This window comes from Fodinibius sp. SL11 (assembly GCF_052060035.1).
In the GTDB taxonomy this organism is placed as follows: Bacteria; Bacteroidota; Rhodothermia; order Balneolales; family Balneolaceae; genus Fodinibius.
On record NZ_JBPOEA010000012.1, the window covers coordinates 61220 to 83315 of the forward strand.

22 protein-coding genes and 1 other RNA gene are annotated in these 22096 nt (G+C 43.0%); 16 read left to right on the top strand and 7 right to left on the bottom strand.

The genetic code is table 11. From position 1 onward, the window contains the following. Positions 1–183 precede the first annotated feature (183 nt). The 5 genes from ACQ76V_RS12525 (at position 184) to ACQ76V_RS12545 (ending at position 4516) form a co-directional block, all read left to right on the top strand. Positions 184–1407 carry an arginine deiminase gene (locus ACQ76V_RS12525; protein WP_441000844.1) on the top strand — a complete coding sequence of 408 codons (1224 nt, stop codon included), beginning with the start codon at positions 184–186 and terminating at the stop codon, positions 1405–1407. 16 nt (positions 1408–1423) lie between these two features. After that, complete coding sequence (locus tag ACQ76V_RS12530) at positions 1424–2653, top strand: site-2 protease family protein (protein WP_441000845.1); 1230 nt, start codon at positions 1424–1426, stop codon at positions 2651–2653. 50 nt (positions 2654–2703) lie between these two features. After that, positions 2704–3123 carry a hypothetical protein gene (locus ACQ76V_RS12535; RefSeq protein WP_441000846.1) on the top strand — a complete coding sequence of 140 codons (420 nt, stop codon included), beginning with the start codon at positions 2704–2706 and terminating at the stop codon, positions 3121–3123. Positions 3124–3257: 134 nt separating this feature from the next. After that, a complete protein-coding gene (gene smpB / locus ACQ76V_RS12540; protein WP_441000847.1) occupies positions 3258–3728 on the top strand; it encodes an SsrA-binding protein SmpB in 471 nt (156 codons plus the stop codon). An 11-nt stretch (positions 3729–3739) separates the two neighbouring features. Further along, the gene (locus ACQ76V_RS12545; protein ID WP_441000848.1) at positions 3740–4516 is read left to right on the top strand and encodes a zinc-dependent peptidase; all 777 of its coding nucleotides are present in this window, start codon (positions 3740–3742) and stop codon (positions 4514–4516) included. A gap of 76 nt (positions 4517–4592) precedes the next feature. On the opposite strand, the gene ACQ76V_RS12550 is transcribed toward ACQ76V_RS12545, so the two are convergent. The 4 genes from ACQ76V_RS12550 to ACQ76V_RS12565 form a co-directional block, all read right to left on the bottom strand. After that, positions 4593–5078, bottom strand: a complete 486-nt coding sequence (locus ACQ76V_RS12550) for a c-type cytochrome (RefSeq protein ID WP_441000849.1) — start codon at positions 5076–5078, stop codon at positions 4593–4595. Between the two features lie 236 nt (positions 5079–5314). Further along, positions 5315–5685, bottom strand: an RNA gene (gene rnpB, locus ACQ76V_RS12555) — RNase P RNA component class A. A 101-nt stretch (positions 5686–5786) separates the two neighbouring features. Continuing rightward, positions 5787–6521 carry a zinc ribbon domain-containing protein gene (locus ACQ76V_RS12560; RefSeq protein ID WP_441000850.1) on the bottom strand — a complete coding sequence of 245 codons (735 nt, stop codon included), beginning with the start codon at positions 6519–6521 and terminating at the stop codon, positions 5787–5789. Positions 6522–6538: 17 nt separating this feature from the next. Continuing rightward, a complete protein-coding gene (locus tag ACQ76V_RS12565; RefSeq protein ID WP_441000851.1) occupies positions 6539–7594 on the bottom strand; it encodes a Nif3-like dinuclear metal center hexameric protein in 1056 nt (351 codons plus the stop codon). A gap of 251 nt (positions 7595–7845) precedes the next feature. Here ACQ76V_RS12565 and ACQ76V_RS12570 point away from each other — a divergent pair, with 251 nt between their 5' ends. From ACQ76V_RS12570 to ACQ76V_RS12605, 8 genes are all read left to right on the top strand, one after another. Continuing rightward, positions 7846–8550 (top strand): YggS family pyridoxal phosphate-dependent enzyme, encoded by a 705-nt coding sequence (locus ACQ76V_RS12570; RefSeq protein ID WP_441000852.1) that lies wholly within the window; start codon positions 7846–7848, stop codon positions 8548–8550. Between the two features lie 79 nt (positions 8551–8629). Further along, positions 8630–8947 (top strand): hypothetical protein, encoded by a 318-nt coding sequence (locus ACQ76V_RS12575; RefSeq protein ID WP_441000853.1) that lies wholly within the window; start codon positions 8630–8632, stop codon positions 8945–8947. Beyond that, positions 8944–9237, top strand: a complete 294-nt coding sequence (locus tag ACQ76V_RS12580; RefSeq protein ID WP_441000854.1) for a hypothetical protein — start codon at positions 8944–8946, stop codon at positions 9235–9237. The genes ACQ76V_RS12575 and ACQ76V_RS12580 overlap by 4 nt, the downstream gene beginning before the upstream one ends. Positions 9238–9239: 2 nt before the next feature. After that, positions 9240–9611, top strand: coding sequence for a hypothetical protein (locus tag ACQ76V_RS12585; RefSeq protein WP_441000855.1), 372 nt, complete (start codon positions 9240–9242; stop codon positions 9609–9611). 46 nt (positions 9612–9657) lie between these two features. Next, positions 9658–10287, top strand: coding sequence for a DivIVA domain-containing protein (locus ACQ76V_RS12590; protein ID WP_441000856.1), 630 nt, complete (start codon positions 9658–9660; stop codon positions 10285–10287). A gap of 126 nt (positions 10288–10413) precedes the next feature. After that, positions 10414–11250, top strand: a complete 837-nt coding sequence (locus ACQ76V_RS12595; RefSeq protein ID WP_441000857.1) for a purine-nucleoside phosphorylase — start codon at positions 10414–10416, stop codon at positions 11248–11250. A 15-nt stretch (positions 11251–11265) separates the two neighbouring features. Next, positions 11266–11670, top strand: a complete 405-nt coding sequence (locus ACQ76V_RS12600; RefSeq protein ID WP_441000858.1) for an energy transducer TonB family protein — start codon at positions 11266–11268, stop codon at positions 11668–11670. 143 nt (positions 11671–11813) lie between these two features. Then, a complete protein-coding gene (locus tag ACQ76V_RS12605; RefSeq protein WP_441000859.1) occupies positions 11814–12596 on the top strand; it encodes a hypothetical protein in 783 nt (260 codons plus the stop codon). Positions 12597–12673: 77 nt separating this feature from the next. Here ACQ76V_RS12605 and ACQ76V_RS12610 read toward each other — a convergent pair whose 3' ends face one another. Beyond that, complete coding sequence (locus ACQ76V_RS12610; RefSeq protein WP_441000860.1) at positions 12674–13714, bottom strand: isoaspartyl peptidase/L-asparaginase family protein; 1041 nt, start codon at positions 13712–13714, stop codon at positions 12674–12676. A 131-nt stretch (positions 13715–13845) separates the two neighbouring features. Between ACQ76V_RS12610 and ACQ76V_RS12615 the strand changes: the two genes are divergently transcribed. The 3 genes from ACQ76V_RS12615 to dxs all read left to right on the top strand — a co-directional run bounded on the left by ACQ76V_RS12615 (position 13846) and on the right by dxs (position 18516). Then, on the top strand, positions 13846–16254 hold the full coding sequence (locus ACQ76V_RS12615) for a DNA internalization-related competence protein ComEC/Rec2 (protein ID WP_441000861.1): 2409 nt from the start codon (positions 13846–13848) through the stop codon (positions 16252–16254). Between the two features lie 117 nt (positions 16255–16371). Continuing rightward, complete coding sequence (gene xseB / locus ACQ76V_RS12620; RefSeq protein ID WP_441000862.1) at positions 16372–16587, top strand: exodeoxyribonuclease VII small subunit; 216 nt, start codon at positions 16372–16374, stop codon at positions 16585–16587. A 6-nt stretch (positions 16588–16593) separates the two neighbouring features. Further along, positions 16594–18516, top strand: coding sequence for a 1-deoxy-D-xylulose-5-phosphate synthase (dxs, locus tag ACQ76V_RS12625; RefSeq protein WP_441000863.1), 1923 nt, complete (start codon positions 16594–16596; stop codon positions 18514–18516). 35 nt (positions 18517–18551) lie between these two features. Here the strand turns inward: dxs and aat are convergent, their stop codons facing one another. Next, the gene (gene aat, locus ACQ76V_RS12630) at positions 18552–19160 is read right to left on the bottom strand and encodes a leucyl/phenylalanyl-tRNA--protein transferase (protein ID WP_441000864.1); all 609 of its coding nucleotides are present in this window, start codon (positions 19158–19160) and stop codon (positions 18552–18554) included. A 263-nt stretch (positions 19161–19423) separates the two neighbouring features. Then, the gene (locus ACQ76V_RS12635) at positions 19424–21889 is read right to left on the bottom strand and encodes a zinc-dependent metalloprotease (RefSeq protein ID WP_441000865.1); all 2466 of its coding nucleotides are present in this window, start codon (positions 21887–21889) and stop codon (positions 19424–19426) included. Positions 21890–22096 lie beyond the last annotated feature (207 nt).

Below are 22096 nucleotides of genomic sequence, written 5' to 3' on the forward strand. Positions count from 1 at the left end.
ATACTTGTCATCTTATTACTTTTCGAAACAGCTTTAGCCGTCAAATCGTGCGTTAAAATAGATAAAGAGTTTTCGAATTATCTACCTAAATCTCGATTTAAATATTGCCCATTCAAAACGTATATTTGGCCTTGTATAATATGCTTATCGGCCAATTTTTAATTTATTCAAGAAAAAATATCCATGAAGCTTTCCGTTACATCAGAAACCGGATTATTAAAAAGCGTTATTGTTCATACTCCCGGCAAAGAGGTTTCGCTGGTTAACCCGGAGCTTAAAGATGAGCTCCTTTTTGATGATATCATTTTTGAGAATGATGCCCGAAAAGAACATTTGGATATGCTTAAAGTTTTTAAAGCTGCCATGCCCTCTGATGGAGAAATCCACGAAATTACTGATCTGTTTGCAGAAGCTTTGGGAGCAGAAGATGCCCGTGGATATTTCATTGAACAGCTTATTCAACGGCTGCCCGAGCAAAACCTTAAAGCTATTGAGCAAGATCTGCATAAGCTTTCGGGTAATGACCTTCTCCGTTTTGTAATCGACGGGGCAACCCCCTCTATTCCGGAATTCAATATGCACCCCACGCCTAACCTCTTGTTTACAAGAGATCTGGCTGCCGTCGTAAACGAAAGTATTCTGTTGTCACGTCCGGCAAAAAAAGCTCGCGTGCGGGAAGCTATTTTAATGGAGACGTTGATCAAGTTTCATCCCCTGTTTGAGGAGGTCAAAGAAAAGACTATTAAAATTTCGGACCAAGAATCCATTGAGGGCGGCGATGTGCTTGTTGCATCAGATAAGTTGGTACTTATTGGTATGAGTGAGCGGACCTCATTCAGCGGATTGATGAACGCCACCGAAGGATTATTAGAGCAAGGTATTGAACATGTGCTCGCCGTTGACATTCCCAAGCAGCGCTCGTCTATGCATCTTGATACCATCTTCACCTTTGCCAGTCCAACCGAATGCGTGGCTTTTCCTCCGGCCATCACTGAACGCAGCAACAATGTAGTCGCATTACGATCGCAAAACGGTTCTATCATTTCGGAGTCCAAACCCTCATTGAAAAAAGCTCTTGAGGAACTGTTGGATCGCAACTTAACGTTTATCAAATGCGGAGGATCGGAGCGTACCAATCAATTTCGTGAACAATGGACCGACGGTGCTAACGTTTTTGCTTTGGCACCCGGCATTATTGTGGGGTACGAACGAAACACAAACACCTTTAACGAGTTGAAGGAACATGGTTATCAACTGATGAATCAATATGAATTCATTGAGGAATTTAGTGACACTCCATTTGATCCCACAGATAAAAAAATTGCCATCAGCTTTTTAGGTAACGAGCTCTGTCGCGGCCGTGGCGGCGCTCGATGCATGACCATGCCCATAGCAAGAAAATCATAATAACACAGCAGTACCTTTGGAAAACAGACCCATCACCGAGACAACAAGATTTCAAACGAACGATATTTCTTCCGAACCTACCATTTGGGAAACCATGCAGCGCACCCTTGATCCCAAAACGGTGTCCAAGCACCTCGGATTATTTTTGATTACCGTTTTTACGGTTTCGATGGTAGGAGCCGGTTTTGTTGGTTTTGAACCCTCTTTATTTCCGTTGGGACTTCCATCATTACCCGATTTCTATCGCGGATTGCTTTTTGCAGGTCTTCTATTGGGATTCCTGGGCGTTCATGAGTTCGGGCATTATTTTGCGGCGATATACCACCAGATAAAAGTAACGCTGCCTTACTTTATTCCCATTCCGCTCGGAATTGGCACTTTGGGAGCGGTCATCCGCATCAAACAAAAAATTAATGACACCTACAAGATGTTTGATGTCGGTGCAGCCGGTCCACTGGCCGGGTTTGTAGTTTCACTGGTAGTTCTCCTTTATGGATTTTCGACCCTGCCGGATGCCAGTTATATTCAAAATTTTGCCGGCCACGAATCTGTAAAAGAATATGTAGTACAGCATGGAACGTACCCCGACAGCCCGCAGCAAGAAACTAACGGAACGGTGCTCATCGTTGGTAACACCTTGCTGTATGGTTTTTTAGCCTCCTTTTTTGAAAACGTTCCCCCCATGTTCGAAATGTATCACTATCCGTTTTTATTTGCCGGATGGCTGGGACTCTTCTTTACGGCCCTCAACTTAACTCCCATTGGCCAGCTCGATGGCGGACATATTCTGTACTCGCTCATCGGATTTGAAAAACACAAAACCGTTGCACGCATCTTTTTTGCCGTGTTGATTACCTTGGGAGGGATCGAAGCCATACCCTTTATACATTTATCCCTCGGAGAATTTGCCTATCCCTATGGAATGCTAAGCTGGATTATATGGGGCGGTATATTGATGATGCTTCTTCGCAAGGCATTCCATAACGATTTCGGATGGATTTTACCGGTCTTTACGGCCTCGCTGTGCGTAACTGCCTTATATTTATTTTTTATTGTTGGTAACCTTACCACTTCAGGTTCCCTAATCTGGGTGTTCTGGTCATTTTTTATCGCCTTTTTTGTGGGTATCGAACATCCTCCGGCGCTGCGAGAGCGTGAGCTGGACCCCACCAGAAAATATTTAGGATGGCTCTGCATGGCCATTTTCGTACTCTGCATTAGTCCAAACCCACTGTATTTAATTTAAAATCCTTATCTTTACACGCTTTTAATCATAAAATCTAATTAATGTTATTAATGCGTTACTTTTTTCTCTCTTTTATTGCCCTACTCTTTATTTCATGCTCAAACAATACCCCTAAAAATGTTTCTGAACGGGTAAATCAGCTCATTTCCGAAGACAGCTATACACAAGCTTTAGATATTTTGGAAAATGCCGATCCCAAACAGACAGATGCTGACTTATCCACACTAAAGGAAAAAACATATCTCAATTATGGGTTGTACCTGGAGTATCGGGGGCCTGAAGAAAGCACCATGCGCGACCGAATGACCTCGGCGTTGGAGCAATACATAGAGGTGCTTAAAATTAATCCCAAAAACCAAAAAGCCCGGACAGAAATTGAGCAGATCATGGGAATCTACAGTACCATGCCTGAAAAATCACCGGGCAAAGACATAGTTGTAGAACTTAATCAATTAGGATTCAATTATTAGAAAACAGCAGATGTAAAAAGTAACAGGCGAATACAGTTCCTTTTGCTTATTTCATCTCCCTTTTTACACGACCCTGTTAAAGCTTATATTAAATATTGGTTCATTCTCAATAAAAGCATATCAATCAAGCTATAATGTCTAAAAACTCCAACCCATCTATAAAAAATCGTAAAGCACGACACGATTATCATATTGAGGAAACATACGAAGCCGGTATCGTTTTGCGGGGAAGTGAAGTAAAATCGCTTCGGGAAGGCAATGCCAGTTTAAGTGAATCATTTGCTTACTTAAAGGATGGAGAAGTATATCTGCGAGATATGTATATCAAGCCTTATAAAGAAGCTTCGTACACTAATCACGATGAGCGTCGTGAACGCAAGCTGCTTCTAAATAAAAGGGAGATTGCCGATCTTGATAAAGCCGTTTCGCAAAAAGGATATACCATTGTCCCCTTAAAATTATATTTCAAAAAGGGATATGCTAAAATCCTGCTTGGTATCGCGCGTGGTAAACAAAAGCATGACAAGCGTGAAGATATTAAAGAACGTGATACACGACGTGAACTGGAGCGCAAGTACAAAGGTACCTACAAGGTTAACATGTAACGGGCAATGTTATGTTTGGCCTTAAAAAGTGGCGCCGAAAGCGTCTGCTTAAGGAAGACCTCCCGGATGACCAACTTGCCACGCTCAAAAATAATGTTCCCTATTACCATCATTTACCCACCCATCTACAGGAAAAGCTGATTGGACTTACTCAAATCTTTCTTCACGAAAAACGCTTTGAAGGATGTGCAGGCCTTGAAATTACTGACGAAATTCGAATTAGCATCGCTGCCCAAGCTTCAATTCTTGTCTTGGGAATTAAAGATCTTTCCTATTTTTACGAAGATTTGCGCTCAGTACTCGTATATCCGGAGAAATATGTAGCCAAAATTAAACAGCGCAATAACGGTTTTTTTGTAGAGGAGGGATTCCAACAACGTCATGGTGAAGCATGGTCCCACGGATACGTCATATTAGCCTGGAGTGAGGTTCAAAAAGGTGCCTCCGACATTCACGATGGACAAAATTTGGTATTTCACGAATTTGCTCATCAATTGGATTACGAATACGGGGCTACCGATCAAGTAGGATCAGCAAATAAACACTCATCCTATTTAACTCTTGCCAAAGTTTTGGGACGTGAATACAAAAAATTTTTGACTACGTTAAAAGAGAATCAGCAAACTCTTATTGATGAATACGGTGCTACCAATCCGGCAGAATTTTTTGCTGTGGTTACCGAAATCTTCTTTGAAAATCCTAAAGAACTCAGGCAAAAATATCCAACATTGTATCAAGAGTTCACGGAATTTTATCAGCAAGATCCCGCCAGTTATTCAAACTCTTAGTATCGAATTCAATTCTAACTTTGTGTTACTATCTCGATTATTAACCCAATAATAATCCTCCCAAACCGAAATCTGGCTACTCTGTTTCTGATGATGTTAGAGGCATATTCTGTGGAAAGAGTGATAAATAAGGAGTCTGAGGCTCTTGACCAGGAGCTACAGCAAGTGGCATGCGTTCACCGTTGGGACCAAGCGATTTTATATATGCATAAATCGCTCGCATGTCATATTCACTCATTTTATTAATATTCATCCACGGCATGGGCGGTAAAGCTTTTCGGTTTCTTAAGGTTTCCACCCAAATTTCTTCATTCCACTCCTCAACAAGTAGCCTTAAGTTTGTCGGATACGTCGTCCCCCATGGCCCCTGCCAACCAACCGGCGATCCAGTCAGCCAATCCTCTTCTGCCACCTTGCCTTCCATCATCAGATATCCATTTGTATGACAGTCGTTACATCCTGTAATCGTTACCAAATATCTGCCCGCCTCAACGGGGTTATCCCATTGAACATGTGGCGCATCAATGATTTCTTCTTTTGCATCTCCCTTACAGCTCATCATCAAAACACAAAGCATTCCTATATATATCACAACCCTCTTCATATTTCCTCCCTTTTTTTACATACGGATTTACTATTCTATTTATTAATTTTTAATGTAAATATAATTTTGACACAAGGGAATAGTATTCTGAAATATTTATCGATATAACCTGTTGATTTTATTTATCTTTTCCACCCTTAACAAACTTTAAAAAGACAAAAGGCCGCCCTTTTCGGACGGCCTTTTGATGTAGTTTCCGGGGATGATCTGTAAGCCGAATTCTGTATCCCGACACTGTCGGGATGGCAATCATTTATCTGGTCTCCGGGTTGCCCCGAAGCTCGAGCACTCTACCCGGCTGTATAGCGACGAGCGACGCACAGCCTTCATGAGCTTGCACCCCGTGAGGTTTGCCCTGCCTCCGAATGTCACCACCGGAGCGGTGAGCTCTTACCTCACCTTTTCACCTTTCCCCCCGATTGCTCGGGGGTAGTTTATTTTCTGTGGCACTGGCTATCCCAAAAACTTCGAGATCTTCCCGTTAGGAAGCACGGTGCTCGTTAGTGTTCGGACTTTCCTCTCTTCTGGCACCTTGGCGCAGAAGGGCGATTGCCCGATCATCCCTTAATATCAATATATCAAAACCAAAATCTTCTTAAACAAAAAAGATGTACAACATCTTTAACATGCTGTACATCCTAAAACAGTCAACCAAGAAAAAACGTTCTACAGCGTAAGCTCCTCTTTGGCATTGTCGAAAAAGGACGGATGAACAACAATTCGTCCGCTATTTTCGTCAATAATAATTTTATTCTTTTTACGCACTTCCACCTGTGTTTGTGGCGGTAGCGCCATCCCAAGCGCTGCACCCCGTTCCATTGGAACCACGGCAAGTCCGTTCGAAAGACCGTTACGAAGACGTTTATAACTTTTTAGATAACGTTCATCAATATTCTCTTCAACCTCTTCACGCTTATCCAAAAGCATATCTTCTTCTTTCTGCGTGGTTTTCTTTACCTCTTCGAGGTTTTCCTTCTTCTCTTCGTGTAACTCTTTTACATCATCAAGCTTTTCTTGATGCTCTTCGATCTCAGGGTCTATTTCATCAAGCCGCTTTTCGATTTCTTCCAAACGAGACTGTGAATTTTCGATCACCTGTTTTTGAGATTCAATCTCTTTTGTCAGCGCATCGTATTCGCGATTGTTACGCACCGACATCTGCTGCTCTTCATATTTATCCATTTTATTTTGAGCATCTTCTATCTCGAGCTCGAGATTATCTCTTTCAACCTTCAGCTCTTTCTTCTCTTCTTCAAGACGACTGATTTTAGCTTCCAGTCGGTTGATGTCGGTCTCAATATCCAGAATCTCCTCTGGCAAATCGCCACGCAGCTGCTTAAGCTCGTCTATTCTGCTGTCGATATATTGAAGATTTGCTAATTGTTGTAGTACTTCTTCCATAGATTAGATTACGTCGTTTATTCCTGCGGATTTTGTTTAGCATCAGGCAAATACACCTGCATTGGATTGGTGATAACTTCGGTTTCAAGAACTTCCAGCTCTTCAAATGCCTCGGTAAGTTCTTGCTGAAGGGCCGCCACCACCGGCACTTCGCTTTCGTAATGGCCTACATCGACCAATAAAAAATTCTCGGTATCGGTAAAATAATCGTGATATTTAATATCGGCGGTCACAAATGCCTGGGCACCTTCGCTGATAGCATTACCAGTCAACGAAACGCCCGCGCCACCACATACAGCCACCTTTTTAATTCGATCAACAGATCCAGAAAAGCGAACAGCTTTAACCTCGAGCGCATCGGCTATAGTATCCAAAAATTGCTGTTGTGTAAGTCCCTTGTCACGATAAAAACCGACCACACCCATGCCTACATTTTTGGAAGGACTGGCAACATCCATTACCTGAAAGCTACCGTGATGCAAAAGTCCATTCTTTTCAAGCTCTTTCTCTAAATCAGCAACATGGTGCTCATCAATAATTGCCTCGTAGGTATACTGATGATCTTTTTTTCCTTCCACCTTGTAATAATGCGCTTCTTCGGCCGAATAATAATTCAACAGCTTTAGAACCGAGTCACTCTCCGAATGGCCGGTTGTCAACACAATCTTTCGGCTGATATTATAGCTGCTATCGAGGAATTTCAGATTTTCAAGACCCAGCTGTTTTGCCAATACAAATGAAACACCATCGAGAGCCGCATCGAGATTGGTATGGGCAGCAATCAATCCAATATCATTTTTAATGAGCTTGAAAATAATTTTACCCTGCTCATTCGTTGGGTTAATGCTGTCAATACTTTTAAATATCAGGGGATGATGGGCTACGATAAGATCGCAATCGTTCTGAATAGCTTCCTCAACTACTTCTAAGGTTACATCCAGACAGGTAAGTGTTTTTGAAACTGTTTGATGCGGATCGCCAACGAGCAGACCTACATTATCGTAGTCGAGTTTTGTGCTGGGCGGAGCCCATTGATTAAGGAAGGTGGATATATGCCGAACCTGAATATTCATTGGGGCTATCGGCCTCCGTGCTTTAAGGTTCCAATTCTACAGCACTTGAGGCGGTGTAAAAATATATCAGAGTCGAAATAAAAAATACTCAGTGTGTGAACTATCAATTTATCTTCGATTCTTTAATTCAGTCACATAAAATACCATTTTAATACCTTTCTTAAAAGCTTATTTTTAAAGTGATTCCTGATTGTTGATCAATACATATCAGTATTTAATTTAACTTAAACATCTCTGAAAACAGGACTTTTATGCCCAACGATATTTGTAACAATATTAAAGAGCTCCAAAACAGAATAGCACAAGCTTGCAAAAGCGCAGGACGCAATGCTGATGAAATTACCCTTGTTGCCGTCAGCAAGACAAAACCCATTGAGGATATTAAAACAGCTTACGGTTGCGGACAAATCCACTTTGGGGAAAACCGAGCGAAAGAATTGCAGGATAAAATGGATGATTATGAGAATGAGGAAATCCAGTGGCACATGGTTGGCAACCTGCAAACCAATAAAATAAAATACATGGTTGATCGGGTAAACTGGATCCACTCCATCGAAAAGAGCAAATACCTTCGCGAAATAGAGAAGCGAGCCTCCCGCATTGATCGCGTTATCAACACCCTGATACAAATTAACATCAGCGGTGAAGACCAGAAAAGTGGCTGTGATCCCGAAGACTTAAAGGAGATCCTTGAATATGCACAAGGACTTGACCACGTACGGGTACGCGGACTTATGGGAATGGCCACCTTTGTAGATCCCGAAGAGATTGAAAAAGTACGCCCAGAATTTAAGATGCTTAAAGAAATACGAGATGAGCATCGCAGCTATGAATCAGCAAATGTACAGCTTGATGAACTTTCTATGGGTATGACAAATGATTTGGAAGTTGCTATACAAGAAGGTTCTACCATGGTAAGGGTGGGCCGAGCCATCTTTGGCGAACGTAACTATTGAGCGAAAATATCGTTATAAAATCTTTCAATCTTACTAAGATTTAGTACATTACAAATGGTTAACTAAAACTTCGCTTATTATGGCAGCATGGATCTGGGTTCTTATACCGTTAGTGGCAATTATTGGGGGATTTATTATCGAATATCAAAAAAACAAGATGTCGATGATGAACCGCAGCCGACAAAATGAAGAAGAGGTTGAAGACCTTAGAAAATTGGTTAACTCTTTAAAAAGTCGGATCGAAAACCTTGAAGCTATCGCTGCCGGCGAACCCGATGATTTTTCTACCGGGGCAGGACGAGGGATGGAAGAAATTGAAATTGATGAATCGTCCACCGTGGAAGAAAATAAACAGGAGGTTTCTAATCTTGCAGATAAAAAACGAAACAAATCATGAGTGGACCTGAATTTATTGTAGCTATTGTTGCGATAGGGTGTTTTACAGGATTGATAAAGAAGTGGATGGATAATCGTTACAACAATCCCGAGATAACAAGTAAGAATAAACTTCAAGAACTTCGGGATTTATTTGAACAACACAAGAACGAAATGCAACAACGTGTTCAACATCTTGAGGCGATCGTTGCTGAGGATGAAGATGAAACAGAACCCGATTATCGTCAAATTGAAGCATCATCATCGGACAGCACTCTTAAGAATGATCTTCAACAAAAAGAGAGGGTATAGTTATGAGTTTTGAGGAAATGGTAGTAGCACTCGTAGGATCCATTGGTGCCTTTGCACTGGTTGGATTTCTGGCGGCAAAGACTTTTGGACTTATTAAGACCTGGATCAACCGTAATAAAAGCGGAGTTCCTGAAGAGGAATTTAATCGATTGGCTCGGGCGTTTATGGAGCATAAAAAAGATACCCAACGACGGATTCAAAACCTGGAGGCAATAATCTCTGACGATGAGGACCGTAAAACGTCAGACCATGAAGAAGCACCCACCCAAATTGAAGCGCCTAAAGAAAGTATTGAATTTGATGATGCTGATGAGGTTACGGAAGATTCAAAATCGAGCAACAATAATAATTTACGGAACATGCTGCGTGAATAGCATGTTAAAATTAACCACTTTATTTGACAGATAGGCCATATATATTATGAAATTAACAGCTCTGGAAATTAAACAGCAGGAATTTGAAAAGTCGCTGCGTGGCTACGACAGGGATGAAGTACAAGCATTTCTAAACCTGATGTCGAATGAGTGGGAACACTTAGTCGCAAAAAACCGTGAACTTGAAAAACGGATCGACGAACTGGAGGAAAAGCTCAAGCATTACGAACGTGTCGAGGAAGCACTTCACGAAACCCTCCAAACCGCAAAAGAGTCGGCGGAGCAAAAACTGACCGGCGCCCGCAAAGATGCCCGCAACAAAATTGAAAAGGCTGAAATGGAGGCAGAATCTATTGTTCGGGAAGCCACCCAGCAGCGACAACAGGTTCGACAAAGTATTATTCGTTTGCTTGACCGCCGCAAAGAAATCATTGGCGGTATCCGCTCCTACCTCGAGATGGCTCAAGAATCACTGGAGCAATTTTCTAAAGATGAAGCGGCCCTTTTTGATCTACCCGCTGATGACGATGAGATTTCAGAAAAACTAAGTAAACAGGCCAAACGCCGCAACAAAGCTCTCTTTGATGATGACAAAGAGAATCAACTTGATGATGAAGCTCAAAGCATCCCCCCCGGCAGTGAAAATATTGATGACTTGATTGATGAACTCGATTAAGTTTCCAGTACATCTGGATTTTGTTTAGGATTCAATAATCCTTTTCAACCAGATGTAATTTCCTATCCACTGAGGCTTTTTTTATCTTTTTTGAAATCGATTTGAACCCTTAATCTTACTGTATTTATGCAACGAGATACTGTTGAGGAGTTCCGAAAAAACCGGCAAGAAGCACTTTCCTTTCTCGAAAGCAAAACTGGCGTACTGCCGAATTATTTAATCATCCTTGGAACGGGACTTGGTCGGTTGGCCGATGACATCGATGTTGTTGACAGTATCTCCTATTCCGAGATCCCAAACTTTCCTGATTCAACCGTAGAAGGCCATGCCGGCAAACTTCTCTTTGGATCTCTGAGCGGTAAAAAGGTCGTGGCCATGCAGGGTCGCTTTCACTATTATGAAGGTTATTCCATGCAAGAGATCGCCTTTCCCCTTCGTGTACTTAATGCTATGGGCACCCAGACGCTCATTGTCAGTAATGCCTGCGGTGGAATGAATCCCAATTTTTCTCGCGGCGAAATCATGCTGATCAATGATCATATTAACATGCTGGGGGATAACCCCTTAATCGGTCCCAATGACGATGAGCTCGGTCCTCGATTCCCTGATATGAGTGATCCTTATACAAAGAGCCTGCGAAAAGTAGCCGAGGATGTAGCGTTGGAAAAGGGCATAAAAATGCACGAAGGTGTTTACTTAGCTCTTAGCGGACCCACGATGGAAACAAAAGCCGAATATCGATTTCTTCGAAATATCGGCGCTGATGTTGTTGGCATGAGTACCGTTCCCGAAGTAATTGCCGCTGTACATATGGGGATGGATGTCCTCGGTATTTCGGTAATTACTGACGAATGCTTCCCCGACGCCCTTGAACCTGTAGATATTGAAAAAGTATTAGAGGCTGCCGGCAAAGCAGAACCTGATATGACTGAGGTAATCACGGGTGTACTGCAAGAACTTTAATGATTTTTAGCTCCGATGAAATATCGTCAAAGCCATATTTTTCTTATAACTTTTTTACTTCTCCTTTTAGGCTGTGGCAGCACTGATAAGGCAAAACAAACGCCAGAAGTCAGCAAGGAAAATATCAAAGTGGTAACGGAAACATTCCCTGCTATTATTGGTGGAATGGAGGCTCTTTACCAACAATTAACCTACCCTTCAAATAGTACACAGCAAACTACTAACATTATTTTAAAAGCGAATATACTGGTTAACAGCCAGGGAAAAGTAAAGAGAATTTCATTTGATCAGGATCAATATCCTCAATATAAAGATGCTGCCCGTGATGCTATATACAATGTTAGGTTTGTTCCTGGCAAACGTAATGGCCAAGCTATTGATATGTTTGTTACTATTCCTATTCAATTCCACGTTCGATAAAACACCTCCCATCTTCATCCACCAAAATTGGCCAAAAAGCAAAAAAATATACCAATTTTAATTTGAAAAACGTTAATTTGTATGAGCTTCTTTAAACCGCTTAAGAAGCCGGAAACTAAACCACATCACCTAATTAAAACCATATGTTTACCGGTGATTTTAATGATGATATTTGGGATGAGTACCAATGGGAATTTCATCTGAATGAAATTGAACGGAAAAGTACCCGCCTGAGAAAGTTTATCATCCCCGAACACTCAGACAATATTCCGCGATGGCTTAAGCTTTTACAGGAAGCCTCGGATGAGTTTGATGCTGTAGATGCCTTCATTGAAGAAGAATTGCTCATTGATGAAGCCTATTTCCCCGGTGAAGACGACGAGGAGATTGACGATGATGATGAAGGGGAAGAAGAGTGGGAAGATTTCTTGTTTGACGATTTTGAGGATGACCTTTTCTTCGGGGATGAAGACGAATACGATGATTTCGATGCCGGAGAAGAATGGAAAGAACTCAGCGACGACTTTGCAATGTCGAATATGGGTTCTATCGATTCGCTTTTTATATACAACAGTTCTCGCACATTAGCGGCAGCTGTTTTGCAATGGGCTGAAACCATAAACCCCCAACATATCACTTCGGATTTTAATGAGTTCATTGGCGACACATTAAAAATAGGGGCAAAAATTGCCGGTGGGTATAGCTTTGGTTTTGACCATGAATTCCTGGGCGGTAATATTGCCTATACAAAAAAAGCTCTTTTCTGTGCTAATGATGCTCTTAATATCTTACAGGGCCACCTAAAAGGAAATTCCTACATCACCAAGAAAAAATATTACTACTTCCACGAGCAACTATTTACCCTCCGCAATGATATTGGCATTTATATCCAAGAACTACGCGAACAGTTTTACAATGGAATTTAAAAAGTATTGAAGCGTGAAAGTTTCTAAGCATGCACGTTAAGCTACTTTCCACACTTCAATACATAAACCCTACACCTCTAATCCCAAATGGCCACCTCTCGATTACCTTCTGAGTCGGAGCTTCCACGGAACATTCCATTCGTATTCATATCCGTATAGATATTGCCGTATTTATCTACCGCAATCATGCCAGCTTCACCGGGTTCCAAAACATCGTTCAACAAATAATCTCCGGCTTCCTGCAGCGAAGCATCATTATACTTCATGTAAGCACTTACTGTGTGCCCCGATACGGCGCGCATAATTTTTTCGCCCCAACCAGTCATAGAAACCGCTACCACATCACTGGCATAGGTACCACTTCCAATAATGGGCACATCACCAACGCGACCAAATTTCTTATTGGTCATACCGCCGGTTGACGTCCCGGCCACAATTTGTCCATCTTTATCCACGGCTACACAACCCACCGTTCCAAACTTTTCATTATCGGCATACAGTGTCATTTTATCTTCTTTGAGGATAAGACTCGACTGCTGACTATCCTCTTCCTTTTCGCGCTCCAGTACTCGTTGCAGAGCCTGGTAACGCGACTCAGTATAAAAGTACTCTTGGTCAACCCGCTCAACGCCTACCTTGTCGGCATACCGCTCAGCCCCTTCCGTAGCAAACATCACGTGTTCCGAGGTCTCCATCACCTTTCGAGCCAGCGTAATAGGATTCTTCACAGTCTTGACCCCAGTAACGGTACCGGCTTCCCGGGTATTCCCCACCATAAAAGCCGCATCTAATTCGTGTTCTCCATCGTGAGTAAAAACAGCGCCCTTACCGGCATTAAAGCGAGGATTATCCTCCAGATAATTAATCACACTTTCTACCGCATCCTCTGCCGAACCCCCATCAGCCAAAATATCTTCTCCAATGGTCAACGCTTCATCCAGATCATCAAAATAAGCCTGCTTCACCGAATCGGGACGATCTTCTGAAATCGCTCCCGCCCCACCGTGTAATGCCAGTGCCCATTCTTTTTGCTGTGTTTCCTGCTGTCCCTCAGATTGGGTACACCCAACCACAAGCAAAACCGCTAAAAGTCCAATAAGTTTTTTCCCTAATCCCATAAAATATCTCCATTAATTAACATTTCTCCGATTCAAAATTATAAGCACCGTCGCTCCCATTTCAAAGTCGGATGCCGCTTTGTAACAATATTTAATACGTAAGGTTTTGTTCTCTTGTCGGTCATACTAATGTGACCACCCAACAAACATATCATTTTCCTTTTGCCGCTTATCCTGCTCTCCGAATAGCAATACTATTTGCAGCAGGTATTATCCTGGACTATATGACCAATCCCCATCAATTCGTTTGGGGGCTTATATTTACGGTCAGTGCTACTGTTTATATAGCCGCAGAAATACGGTATCGAAAATCCCTGCATAACCGGATTTATAATATGGTTATCCTCTCCTATTTAGCAATTATTTTAAGCTTTGGCGGCCTCTGGCATTCCCTTTTTGATTACCGGGATTTACCTCAAGAAGCTCGGGTCATCAATACCTATACTTGGGAAGAACTTATATTTAGTGGGAGTATAGAGCAGATTAAACAAACAAGTACCGGCAAGCTACAAATTGATGTTGAGGTAGATAAAACTATTTTTCCCGAAAATTTACCATGGGCAAAAACCTACCGCGTCAGAAGTGTTTTAGACCCTAACAAACAACCTGTTCCTCCAAACCTGAAACTTGGCAACACCATAATATTTGAAGCTACCATTTATCCGTTGGAGGAAAAACGAAATCCTTCTCAATTTCACTATAAGCAATATCTTGCCTCGCAAAATATTCACAGCCAGGTGGGCATACGAAAAATTATTTCCATCACTCCTGACAATAATAGAGGGAGCTGGAGCTCTATCAGAAAACACGTACTCAATGCGATTGACAACAATTTTAGCCAACAAACTAAGTCACTGGCCAAAGCCCTGTTAATTGGATACAAAAATGAACTTGTACGTGAACAAAAAATCTCCTTTTCCAGGGCCGGCCTTTCCCATATTATGGCCGTTTCCGGTTTACATGTAGGATTTCTGCTACTGCCCTTCTGGTTCATCATTCCATTTTTTTGGACATTTAAATATGGAAAACAAATCGGCATGATCCTGCTTGTGGTCATACTATTTATTTATGCCGGACTAACCGACTTCTCTCCCTCTGTAACCAGAGCTTCATTAGTTGGCATTTTATTAGCCTATGGCAAACTGTTCCACAAGGTGCGTGATTCTAAGAACTTGACCGCCGTTGCCGCTGTAATCATTCTATTAATAAATCCCTCCGACCTGTTTTCCATCGGATTCCAATTGTCTTTTGGAGCTGTCTATATTATTCTACTTACCGCACCCGTCATTCAACGTTGGCTGCCTATCTGGATTCGATTCCGTTGGTACGGCAAGCCACTCATGATCATCATTATCTCATTTATCGTTCAGGTTGGTCTCTTTCCACTGCTCGCTTATTACTTTGGTGAGTTTTCCCTAATTGGACCGCTTGCAAATGCTTTTGTCATTCCCTTTTTAGGGATAGCTGTGCCTTATTCATTGTGCATACTTTTGGTAAGCTTCTTTGCCCCAATGCTTGCGCAAACTTTAAATTATCCGGTGGAAGTTTTCCTGCGGTGGTTACATCAATTTGTTGATTTCGCAGCTGGGCTACCCTGGGGCTGGGTTCAAGTCCACATTGATAGCCTGCTATTCTTTGGGGTATGGATTGCCATTATCTTTTTTATTGCCTCACTTCCAATCCCCAAACTGCGGTGGAAATTTTTAGCTATCCTTCTGCTGGCAAGTTGCTTACATCAAGGCCAAAAAGTATTTCATCAATTATCCGAGGCGACCCTTAACCTTACTTTTTTTGATGTTGGCCAAGGTGATGCGGCACTTGTAGAAACACCCAATGGCAAACATTTTTTGATTGATGTTGGGCGTTGGCAACCCGACTACAATAGCGCGAAATATATTATTATCCCCCACCTGAAGGAAGAGGGTATTGACAAATTAGATGCCATATTTTTATCGCATCCCCATGCAGATCATATCGGCGGCATTCTTGAAATCATGACCACCATACCGATAGATACCATCTACAACTCAGGTACAAATTATGATTCCAAGCTTTATGAGTCATACTATCAAGAAGCGGACGAACAAAAAATCCCGATCAAACCACTGAAGGCGGGAGATGAAATTGCACTTGATCCGGCCCTGCGAATGTTCGTCTATGGCCCACAGAAATCGATAGCTCAATCAAATGTTAACAACCGGTCTTTGATACTGGAATTGATTTACGGAGATACCGAATTCCTATTCATGGGCGATGCGGAAGAAGAGCAGGAAAAAAATATTTTAGCAGCTTACCCTGAACTACTTAATACAGACTTATTAAAAGTTGGGCATCATGGCAGTAAAACAAGTTCAAGCTCTTTTCTTTTGCAGGCTACCACTCCCAAAATAGGCATCGTTTCACTGGCTAAAAGCAACCGTTTTGGTCATCCCCATCGCCAGGCAAGCAAGCGCCTGAATAAAAATATTTCTTTACTGCATTTTACCAGTCTTGAAGGGGCCATACAATACACTTCTAATGGCAAACGGATCTACCGTTAATATCCTTCAAAAAACTATTTTTATTTGCCCAACCTGGAAAAAGAGTTGGAATCTGACACCTAAAACTTTTTATTTATATGGTTTAACAGTTAAAATATCTACGTACGCAAATTATTTATGTCCAAAAAGGAACGACCAAGCTTCGAAGAGGCTTTAAAAAGACTGGAAGAGGTTGTAAATCAACTTGAAGACGAGTCTATTTCTCTGGAGAAATCCATTGATCTCTACGAAGAAGGCATAAAGCTGTCAAATATTTGTACTGAAACGCTTGAAGAGGCTGAACTTCGTATCAAGAAAGTCGCAGATGAACACGCCGATAATAATAAGGAATAACAATATATGGAATTTGAAAAAGTAACGCCCGGCCCCCTGTTAGCAGAAATCGATTCTCCTGATGATCTTAAAAAACTAAATCCCGATCAGCTGGTGGATGTCTGTGATGAACTTCGGGATTTCATTATTGATATCGTTTCTATTCATGGCGGACATTTTGGGGCCAGCCTGGGAGTGGTAGAGATGACGGTGGCACTACACTATGTGTATGATACGCCCAAAGACTTATTACTGTGGGATGTAGGCCACCAAGCTTACGGACATAAAATTTTGACCGGGCGGCGTGACAACTTCCATACCAATCGAAAGTATGGCGGGCTTTCAGGCTTTCCTAAACGCAGTGAAAGCGAATATGATACGTTTGGAGTAGGACACTCCAGTACTTCTATTTCTGCCGGACTCGGCATGGCTGTTGCCCGCGACCTTAATCAAAGCGGTAAAAAGGTGGTTTCGGTTATTGGGGATGGCGCCATGACCGGTGGTCTTGCATACGAGGCCATGAATAATGCCGGCGTTATGAATTCTGATATTCTGGTTATCCTCAACGATAATAACATGTCCATTGACCCCAATGTGGGCGCAATGAAAGAATATCTGACTGAAATTACGACCAGCAAGACCTTCAACAAGCTTCGTGATGAAATTTATGATATGCTTGGTCATTTTAAATCGGCTGGCGAAAAAATGCGTACCGTCGCATCACGCTTGGAAAAAGCCATTTCCACCGCTATCACCCCTGGCGGATTATTTCAGGCATTAGGTTTTAAATATTACGGTCCTGTTGACGGACACAATGTGGACGCTATGCGTCGCCATCTCGAAGATCTTAAAGACATTCCGGGGCCAAAACTCTTGCATGCGGTTACCGTAAAAGGGAAAGGATTTGCCCCCGCCGAACGCGAGCAGACCAAATGGCACGCCCAGAGCAGTCCATTCGATAAAATTACCGGTAAACAAATCGATCCGGATACCACCCCTAAGCCACCCAAGTATCAACACGTTTTTGGTGAGGCCATTGTAGAACTTGCGGATGAAAACAAGGACATTGTAGGAATAACTCCGGCGATGCCCAGCGGATCAAGCCTATGGCCGCTGATGAACAAATATCCCGATCGCGCTTTTGATGTGGGTATTGCCGAGCAACATTCTATCACTTTTTCTGCAGGGTTAGCTGCTGAGGGCAAAAAAGCATTTGCAGCCATTTATTCTACCTTCCTGCAGCGAGCTTACGACCAGGTGATCCACGATGTGGCCATTCAAAAACTCCCGGTCGTTTTCTGTATTGATCGGGCCGGACTGGTGGGCGCCGATGGGCCTACGCATCACGGGCTATATGACATATCATATCTGCGTAACGTACCGAATATGATTGTATCTTCTCCGATGAATGAGGAGGAACTGCGCGATATGATGTACACCGCCTCAAAGTTTAATGATCATGCCTGGGCCATTCGTTATCCACGCGGCCGTGCTACCGGCATGGATTATCCCGAAGGATTCAAAGAGATGGAAATCGGAAAGGGGCAGAAGCTCCGCGACGGTGAAGAAATTGCAATCCTCAGCTTTGGCCCTTTTGGCAACTATGTGATGGAAACCGCTGATGATCTGTCAGAGGAAGGCATTAAGGTAGGACACTTTAATATGCGGTTCGCCAAGCCGCTTGACACCGATCTTATTGACGAAATCTGTCATACCTACGAACGTATCATCACTATTGAAGATGGTACCAAGTTAGGCGGATTTGGCAGCGCTGTTGCGGAGTACCTTGCCGACAAACCCCATCATATTCCAACAACCATTATGGGCGTTCCCGACCGTATCGTTGAACACGGCACCCAAGAAGAACTTCACCACGAAGTAGGTCTTGATCCGGAAGGCATCAAGAAAAAAATACGTGAAGTGCATGAAGCTGCTTCTTTAAAAGCATGATTTTAAACAACAACTTATTTTGAACCCTGAGAGTATCAAAAACTCTGAGGGTTTTTGGTTTTAACAACCCCAAATTCGGCCTCTTTTTTTAGTGCTGATTTCAATTTCTTCTCATATTCATCAGCCGAAATCTCAATACATCCAAATTGAGCCAGGTGCTCGGTCCAAAACTGCGTATCCCAAAGTTCAAAACCGCCTTGTTCCAACGCCTGATGCGTCCAATACAAGGCCACTTTAGATGCTTCCTTAGCCCATCCAAAAAGTGATTCCCCAAAAAAGGCCGCCCCCAAAGTCACGCCATACTGCCCACCGACAAGTTCCCATTCTTTGTTATAAACACTTACCGAATGGGCATGACCCAACTCATGCAACCGACAATACGATTCGATAATCTCATGTGATATCCATGTTGAATCGCGATCAGCACAGGCCTCCATCACCTGACGAAAGTTGTAATCAAATTTTATGTGATAGTGGTGGTTACGAACGATCCGCTTCACATTGGAGGAAACGCTAAAATTATCCAAGGGAATTATACCACGCCTGCTCGAAGTATACCATTTAGCCTCAGGGTCATCCCTTGAATCCGCCATTGGGAAAATTCCATTAGCATACGCATTCAATAATTCTTTTGGATTGATCATTTATATAAAACGAATCTCATTATCAAGGTCTTACAAGTTATACCTACAGATCCTGAACCAAGTTCAGGAGGACACTCAGTCAAGGAAGAAAAGTTGCGCAGCAAAGCTACGCAACCAGATAACAATTAAAGAAGTTTTCCTAATCTTGTTCCGTACTTCTGGTACGAAACGTAATTCACCTTTTTCAATCCCCGCCAATTATTTTTTGCTACTATATTTATGAAAACCCTAAGGGGTTACAATAGCCTGATAATTGATATCAATTATCGAAAACTACACTGCAAGAACGTAGAATTGTTACTTCCGATGGGTGAACCGGGTGGTGGGGTCAGCGGCTTGGTGGGCATAAACATTTCACCTTTATCCTTAAACTGCTGCAAAGTCCGATATCCGTATAACAAGGAAGCCACGCGCTGTTCCCTTTCCGCTCTGTTTTCGGCCTCATCACGCATCCACTCCCGCAAAGCTTCCAACTTAAAGTTAGTAACAGCACGTACTTGCGAAGAGGCTCCTTCATCCGCAGCTAACTTCATCATTTGATATAATACCACGTGATTAATGGTATTCTGTACGGCTCCCTTATATCCACCGGAAGGCTTCTTCTGCCAAGTATTCGCAATCACCTCATCCAGCATGTCACCCAATCCCAAATTGGAGGAATCACGAGCTTCCGATTCTACCAAACGAGCAGCACGTTCAGCGTTAAACAACAGTTCTGCGCTCATAGCAGCAGCTGTTTCGGCTGCTCCAAGCGGATCAAAAGTAGGGTCGGTGTGGCTATTAAATAGTTCGCGGGAGTCATAATAACCAATAGGGCGCGGGGGAATCAGATCTACGATATGTTCCGGCATAGCCAGTTGTTCAGCGGATAAGGTTTTCAGCATCGCATCCAAAGCAGCTCGTTGCTCTTTATCTGCAACCGGCGCGGGTCCTGCCTGATTATCACCCCGCAAATTGTAGCTGTAATCCTGTCCTCCAATAAGTTTTGCGGTACCGTCAATTTGATAACGATGATACAGGTAAATGGGCACCAGCACATCCTCTAACTCTGCCATGGGCGTACCTTGTGGGATATTCGAGGCTGAGAAGTTTTGTAGCGCAATGTCCCGTACATCCAAAATATGGTGCAGCTGATCGATCGCATCTTCACCATTATCCCAAAGGTGAGCTTTGGGATGCGCTCCACCGGTGGGTCGAGCATCGGCATCCGAAATAAAAAGCAGTCCATCATCAACGGCATCTTCAAGCACATTATTTAATGCAGCCTCCTTGCTTGGCAAGTTCGACACATCCTTATAGCCATACTCCACGGTCACCTTATCCCATTCGCCAATGCCGGTATCATAAGCCTCAGATAAATCGAGCGTGCTGTCTTGGGTGATATTCACTTTCGGGGCCGGATAATCCATCACCGACGCGCGGTCGTTGGTACTGGCGGCAAAGTTATGGGCCAGACCCAGCGTATGACCAACCTCATGGGCCGAAAGTTGACGGATTCTTGCCAGCGCCATCTCCAGCATGGGATTATCTTCACTAAAAGTTTCTCCCTCTTTATAGGGTGATAACAAACCCTCGGCAATCAGATAATCTTGTCTCACACGAAGCGATCCCAACAATACATGACCCTTGATAATTTCTCCCGTACGTGGATCTACAACTGAGGAACCGTACGACCACCCGCGCGTGGAGCGATGCACCCAGTTGATCATATTATAACGCACATCCATGGGATGAGCACTGTCCGGCAACATTTTTACCTGGAAAGCATTTTTGTACCCGGCCGCCTCAAAGGCCTGGTTCCACCAGCGGGCACCATCAAGCAAGGCTCCACGAATAGGCTCGGGCGTCCCGGGATCCAGATAATAAACGATAGGCTCAACGGGTTCGCTCATCTCAGCATCAGGATTTTTCTTCTTGAGACGATGCTTGGTTATGTAGCGTTTGGTGAGCGACTCGCTAACCGGCGTACTGTAATCCTGGTAACTGATCCCAAAATAGCCGGCCCGCGGATCAAATTTTCGCGGCTCAAAATTATCGTCTGGTAGTTCTACAAACGAATGATGCTGGCGAACTGTAATGGCATCCGAAGTAGGGGTAACCGAACGGACCTGTCCGCCGGGATTATTACCGGTAAATGTTAGTGTGACCTCAAATTCTGTATTCTTCGGGAAGTTCATCGTAGCCTCGCGATACAGCGCCGACCGACTTTTATCCACGCTAAAATTCCCTTCGTCACTGCGTTGCAATCGCTGGCTAACACCATGGGCGTCGCGAAGCAGAAAATCCGTAATATCGATGAGTACCGCATCTTCATTTTGCGCTACAATTTCAAATCCCCATAGCACTGATTGGGCAAATGCATCGCGCACCGACTCTTTTTCTTTGGGATTATCGGTAATTGCCCGATACGAATAGTTGGGCTGTACCATCAACACCTTGGGACCGCGACGCTCAAACTTGACGATACGATCATCACCCAGTTGATTGCGGTCGAGCCCAATATCATTTGAACCGATGCCTGCAGCTAGCGAATTAACATACAAAAATTCTGAATCGAACTGATCAACCTCCAGCCAGATTTTACCGCTGGCATCATCCCAAAAATAGGTGAAGTATCCTTTTTCTTTTTCGAGCCCCTGAGTCTTTTCACTGATTGAGGGGAGATTTTGAGCAAATCCCGTTCCATAGAAAAAAAGTAGTGACAAACTGAGTACGGCCAGTTTTTTCATAATGTATTATTATCTAAGATTGGATATAAGAAGGATTAATTAACCAACTTTCGAGGAGATATTAAAATTTTGAACATACTTTATGATAGATGGAATATCTCGACCAAGTAATGTAACTCAGCCCATCTATCATCTAAACTTTCCAGCCTGAATACTGAAATTTATTGATGCAAATGATTCGAGACTATTTATATTTGCCGATCCTAT

What these genes read in the sequence shown, in the direction of transcription:
- ACQ76V_RS12525 (WP_441000844.1), top strand. Translation starts at nt 184, where the DNA reads ATGAAGCTTTCCGTTACATCAGAAACCGGATTATTAAAAAGCGTTATT.
- ACQ76V_RS12535 (WP_441000846.1), top strand. Translation starts at nt 2,704, where the DNA reads ATGCGTTACTTTTTTCTCTCTTTTATTGCCCTACTCTTTATTTCATGC.
- smpB (WP_441000847.1), top strand. Translation starts at nt 3,258, where the DNA reads ATGTCTAAAAACTCCAACCCATCTATAAAAAATCGTAAAGCACGACAC.
- ACQ76V_RS12545 (WP_441000848.1), top strand. Translation starts at nt 3,740, where the DNA reads ATGTTTGGCCTTAAAAAGTGGCGCCGAAAGCGTCTGCTTAAGGAAGAC.
- ACQ76V_RS12550 (WP_441000849.1), bottom strand. Translation starts at nt 5,078, where the DNA reads ATGATGAGCTGTAAGGGAGATGCAAAAGAAGAAATCATTGATGCGCCA.
- ACQ76V_RS12560 (WP_441000850.1), bottom strand. Translation starts at nt 6,521, where the DNA reads ATGGAAGAAGTACTACAACAATTAGCAAATCTTCAATATATCGACAGC.
- ACQ76V_RS12565 (WP_441000851.1), bottom strand. Translation starts at nt 7,594, where the DNA reads ATGAATATTCAGGTTCGGCATATATCCACCTTCCTTAATCAATGGGCT.
- ACQ76V_RS12570 (WP_441000852.1), top strand. Translation starts at nt 7,846, where the DNA reads ATGCCCAACGATATTTGTAACAATATTAAAGAGCTCCAAAACAGAATA.
- ACQ76V_RS12575 (WP_441000853.1), top strand. Translation starts at nt 8,630, where the DNA reads ATGGCAGCATGGATCTGGGTTCTTATACCGTTAGTGGCAATTATTGGG.
- ACQ76V_RS12580 (WP_441000854.1), top strand. Translation starts at nt 8,944, where the DNA reads ATGAGTGGACCTGAATTTATTGTAGCTATTGTTGCGATAGGGTGTTTT.
- ACQ76V_RS12585 (WP_441000855.1), top strand. Translation starts at nt 9,240, where the DNA reads ATGAGTTTTGAGGAAATGGTAGTAGCACTCGTAGGATCCATTGGTGCC.
- ACQ76V_RS12590 (WP_441000856.1), top strand. Translation starts at nt 9,658, where the DNA reads ATGAAATTAACAGCTCTGGAAATTAAACAGCAGGAATTTGAAAAGTCG.
- ACQ76V_RS12595 (WP_441000857.1), top strand. Translation starts at nt 10,414, where the DNA reads ATGCAACGAGATACTGTTGAGGAGTTCCGAAAAAACCGGCAAGAAGCA.
- ACQ76V_RS12600 (WP_441000858.1), top strand. Translation starts at nt 11,266, where the DNA reads ATGAAATATCGTCAAAGCCATATTTTTCTTATAACTTTTTTACTTCTC.
- ACQ76V_RS12605 (WP_441000859.1), top strand. Translation starts at nt 11,814, where the DNA reads ATGTTTACCGGTGATTTTAATGATGATATTTGGGATGAGTACCAATGG.
- ACQ76V_RS12610 (WP_441000860.1), bottom strand. Translation starts at nt 13,714, where the DNA reads ATGGGATTAGGGAAAAAACTTATTGGACTTTTAGCGGTTTTGCTTGTG.
- xseB (WP_441000862.1), top strand. Translation starts at nt 16,372, where the DNA reads ATGTCCAAAAAGGAACGACCAAGCTTCGAAGAGGCTTTAAAAAGACTG.
- dxs (WP_441000863.1), top strand. Translation starts at nt 16,594, where the DNA reads ATGGAATTTGAAAAAGTAACGCCCGGCCCCCTGTTAGCAGAAATCGAT.
- aat (WP_441000864.1), bottom strand. Translation starts at nt 19,160, where the DNA reads ATGATCAATCCAAAAGAATTATTGAATGCGTATGCTAATGGAATTTTC.
- ACQ76V_RS12635 (WP_441000865.1), bottom strand. Translation starts at nt 21,889, where the DNA reads ATGAAAAAACTGGCCGTACTCAGTTTGTCACTACTTTTTTTCTATGGA.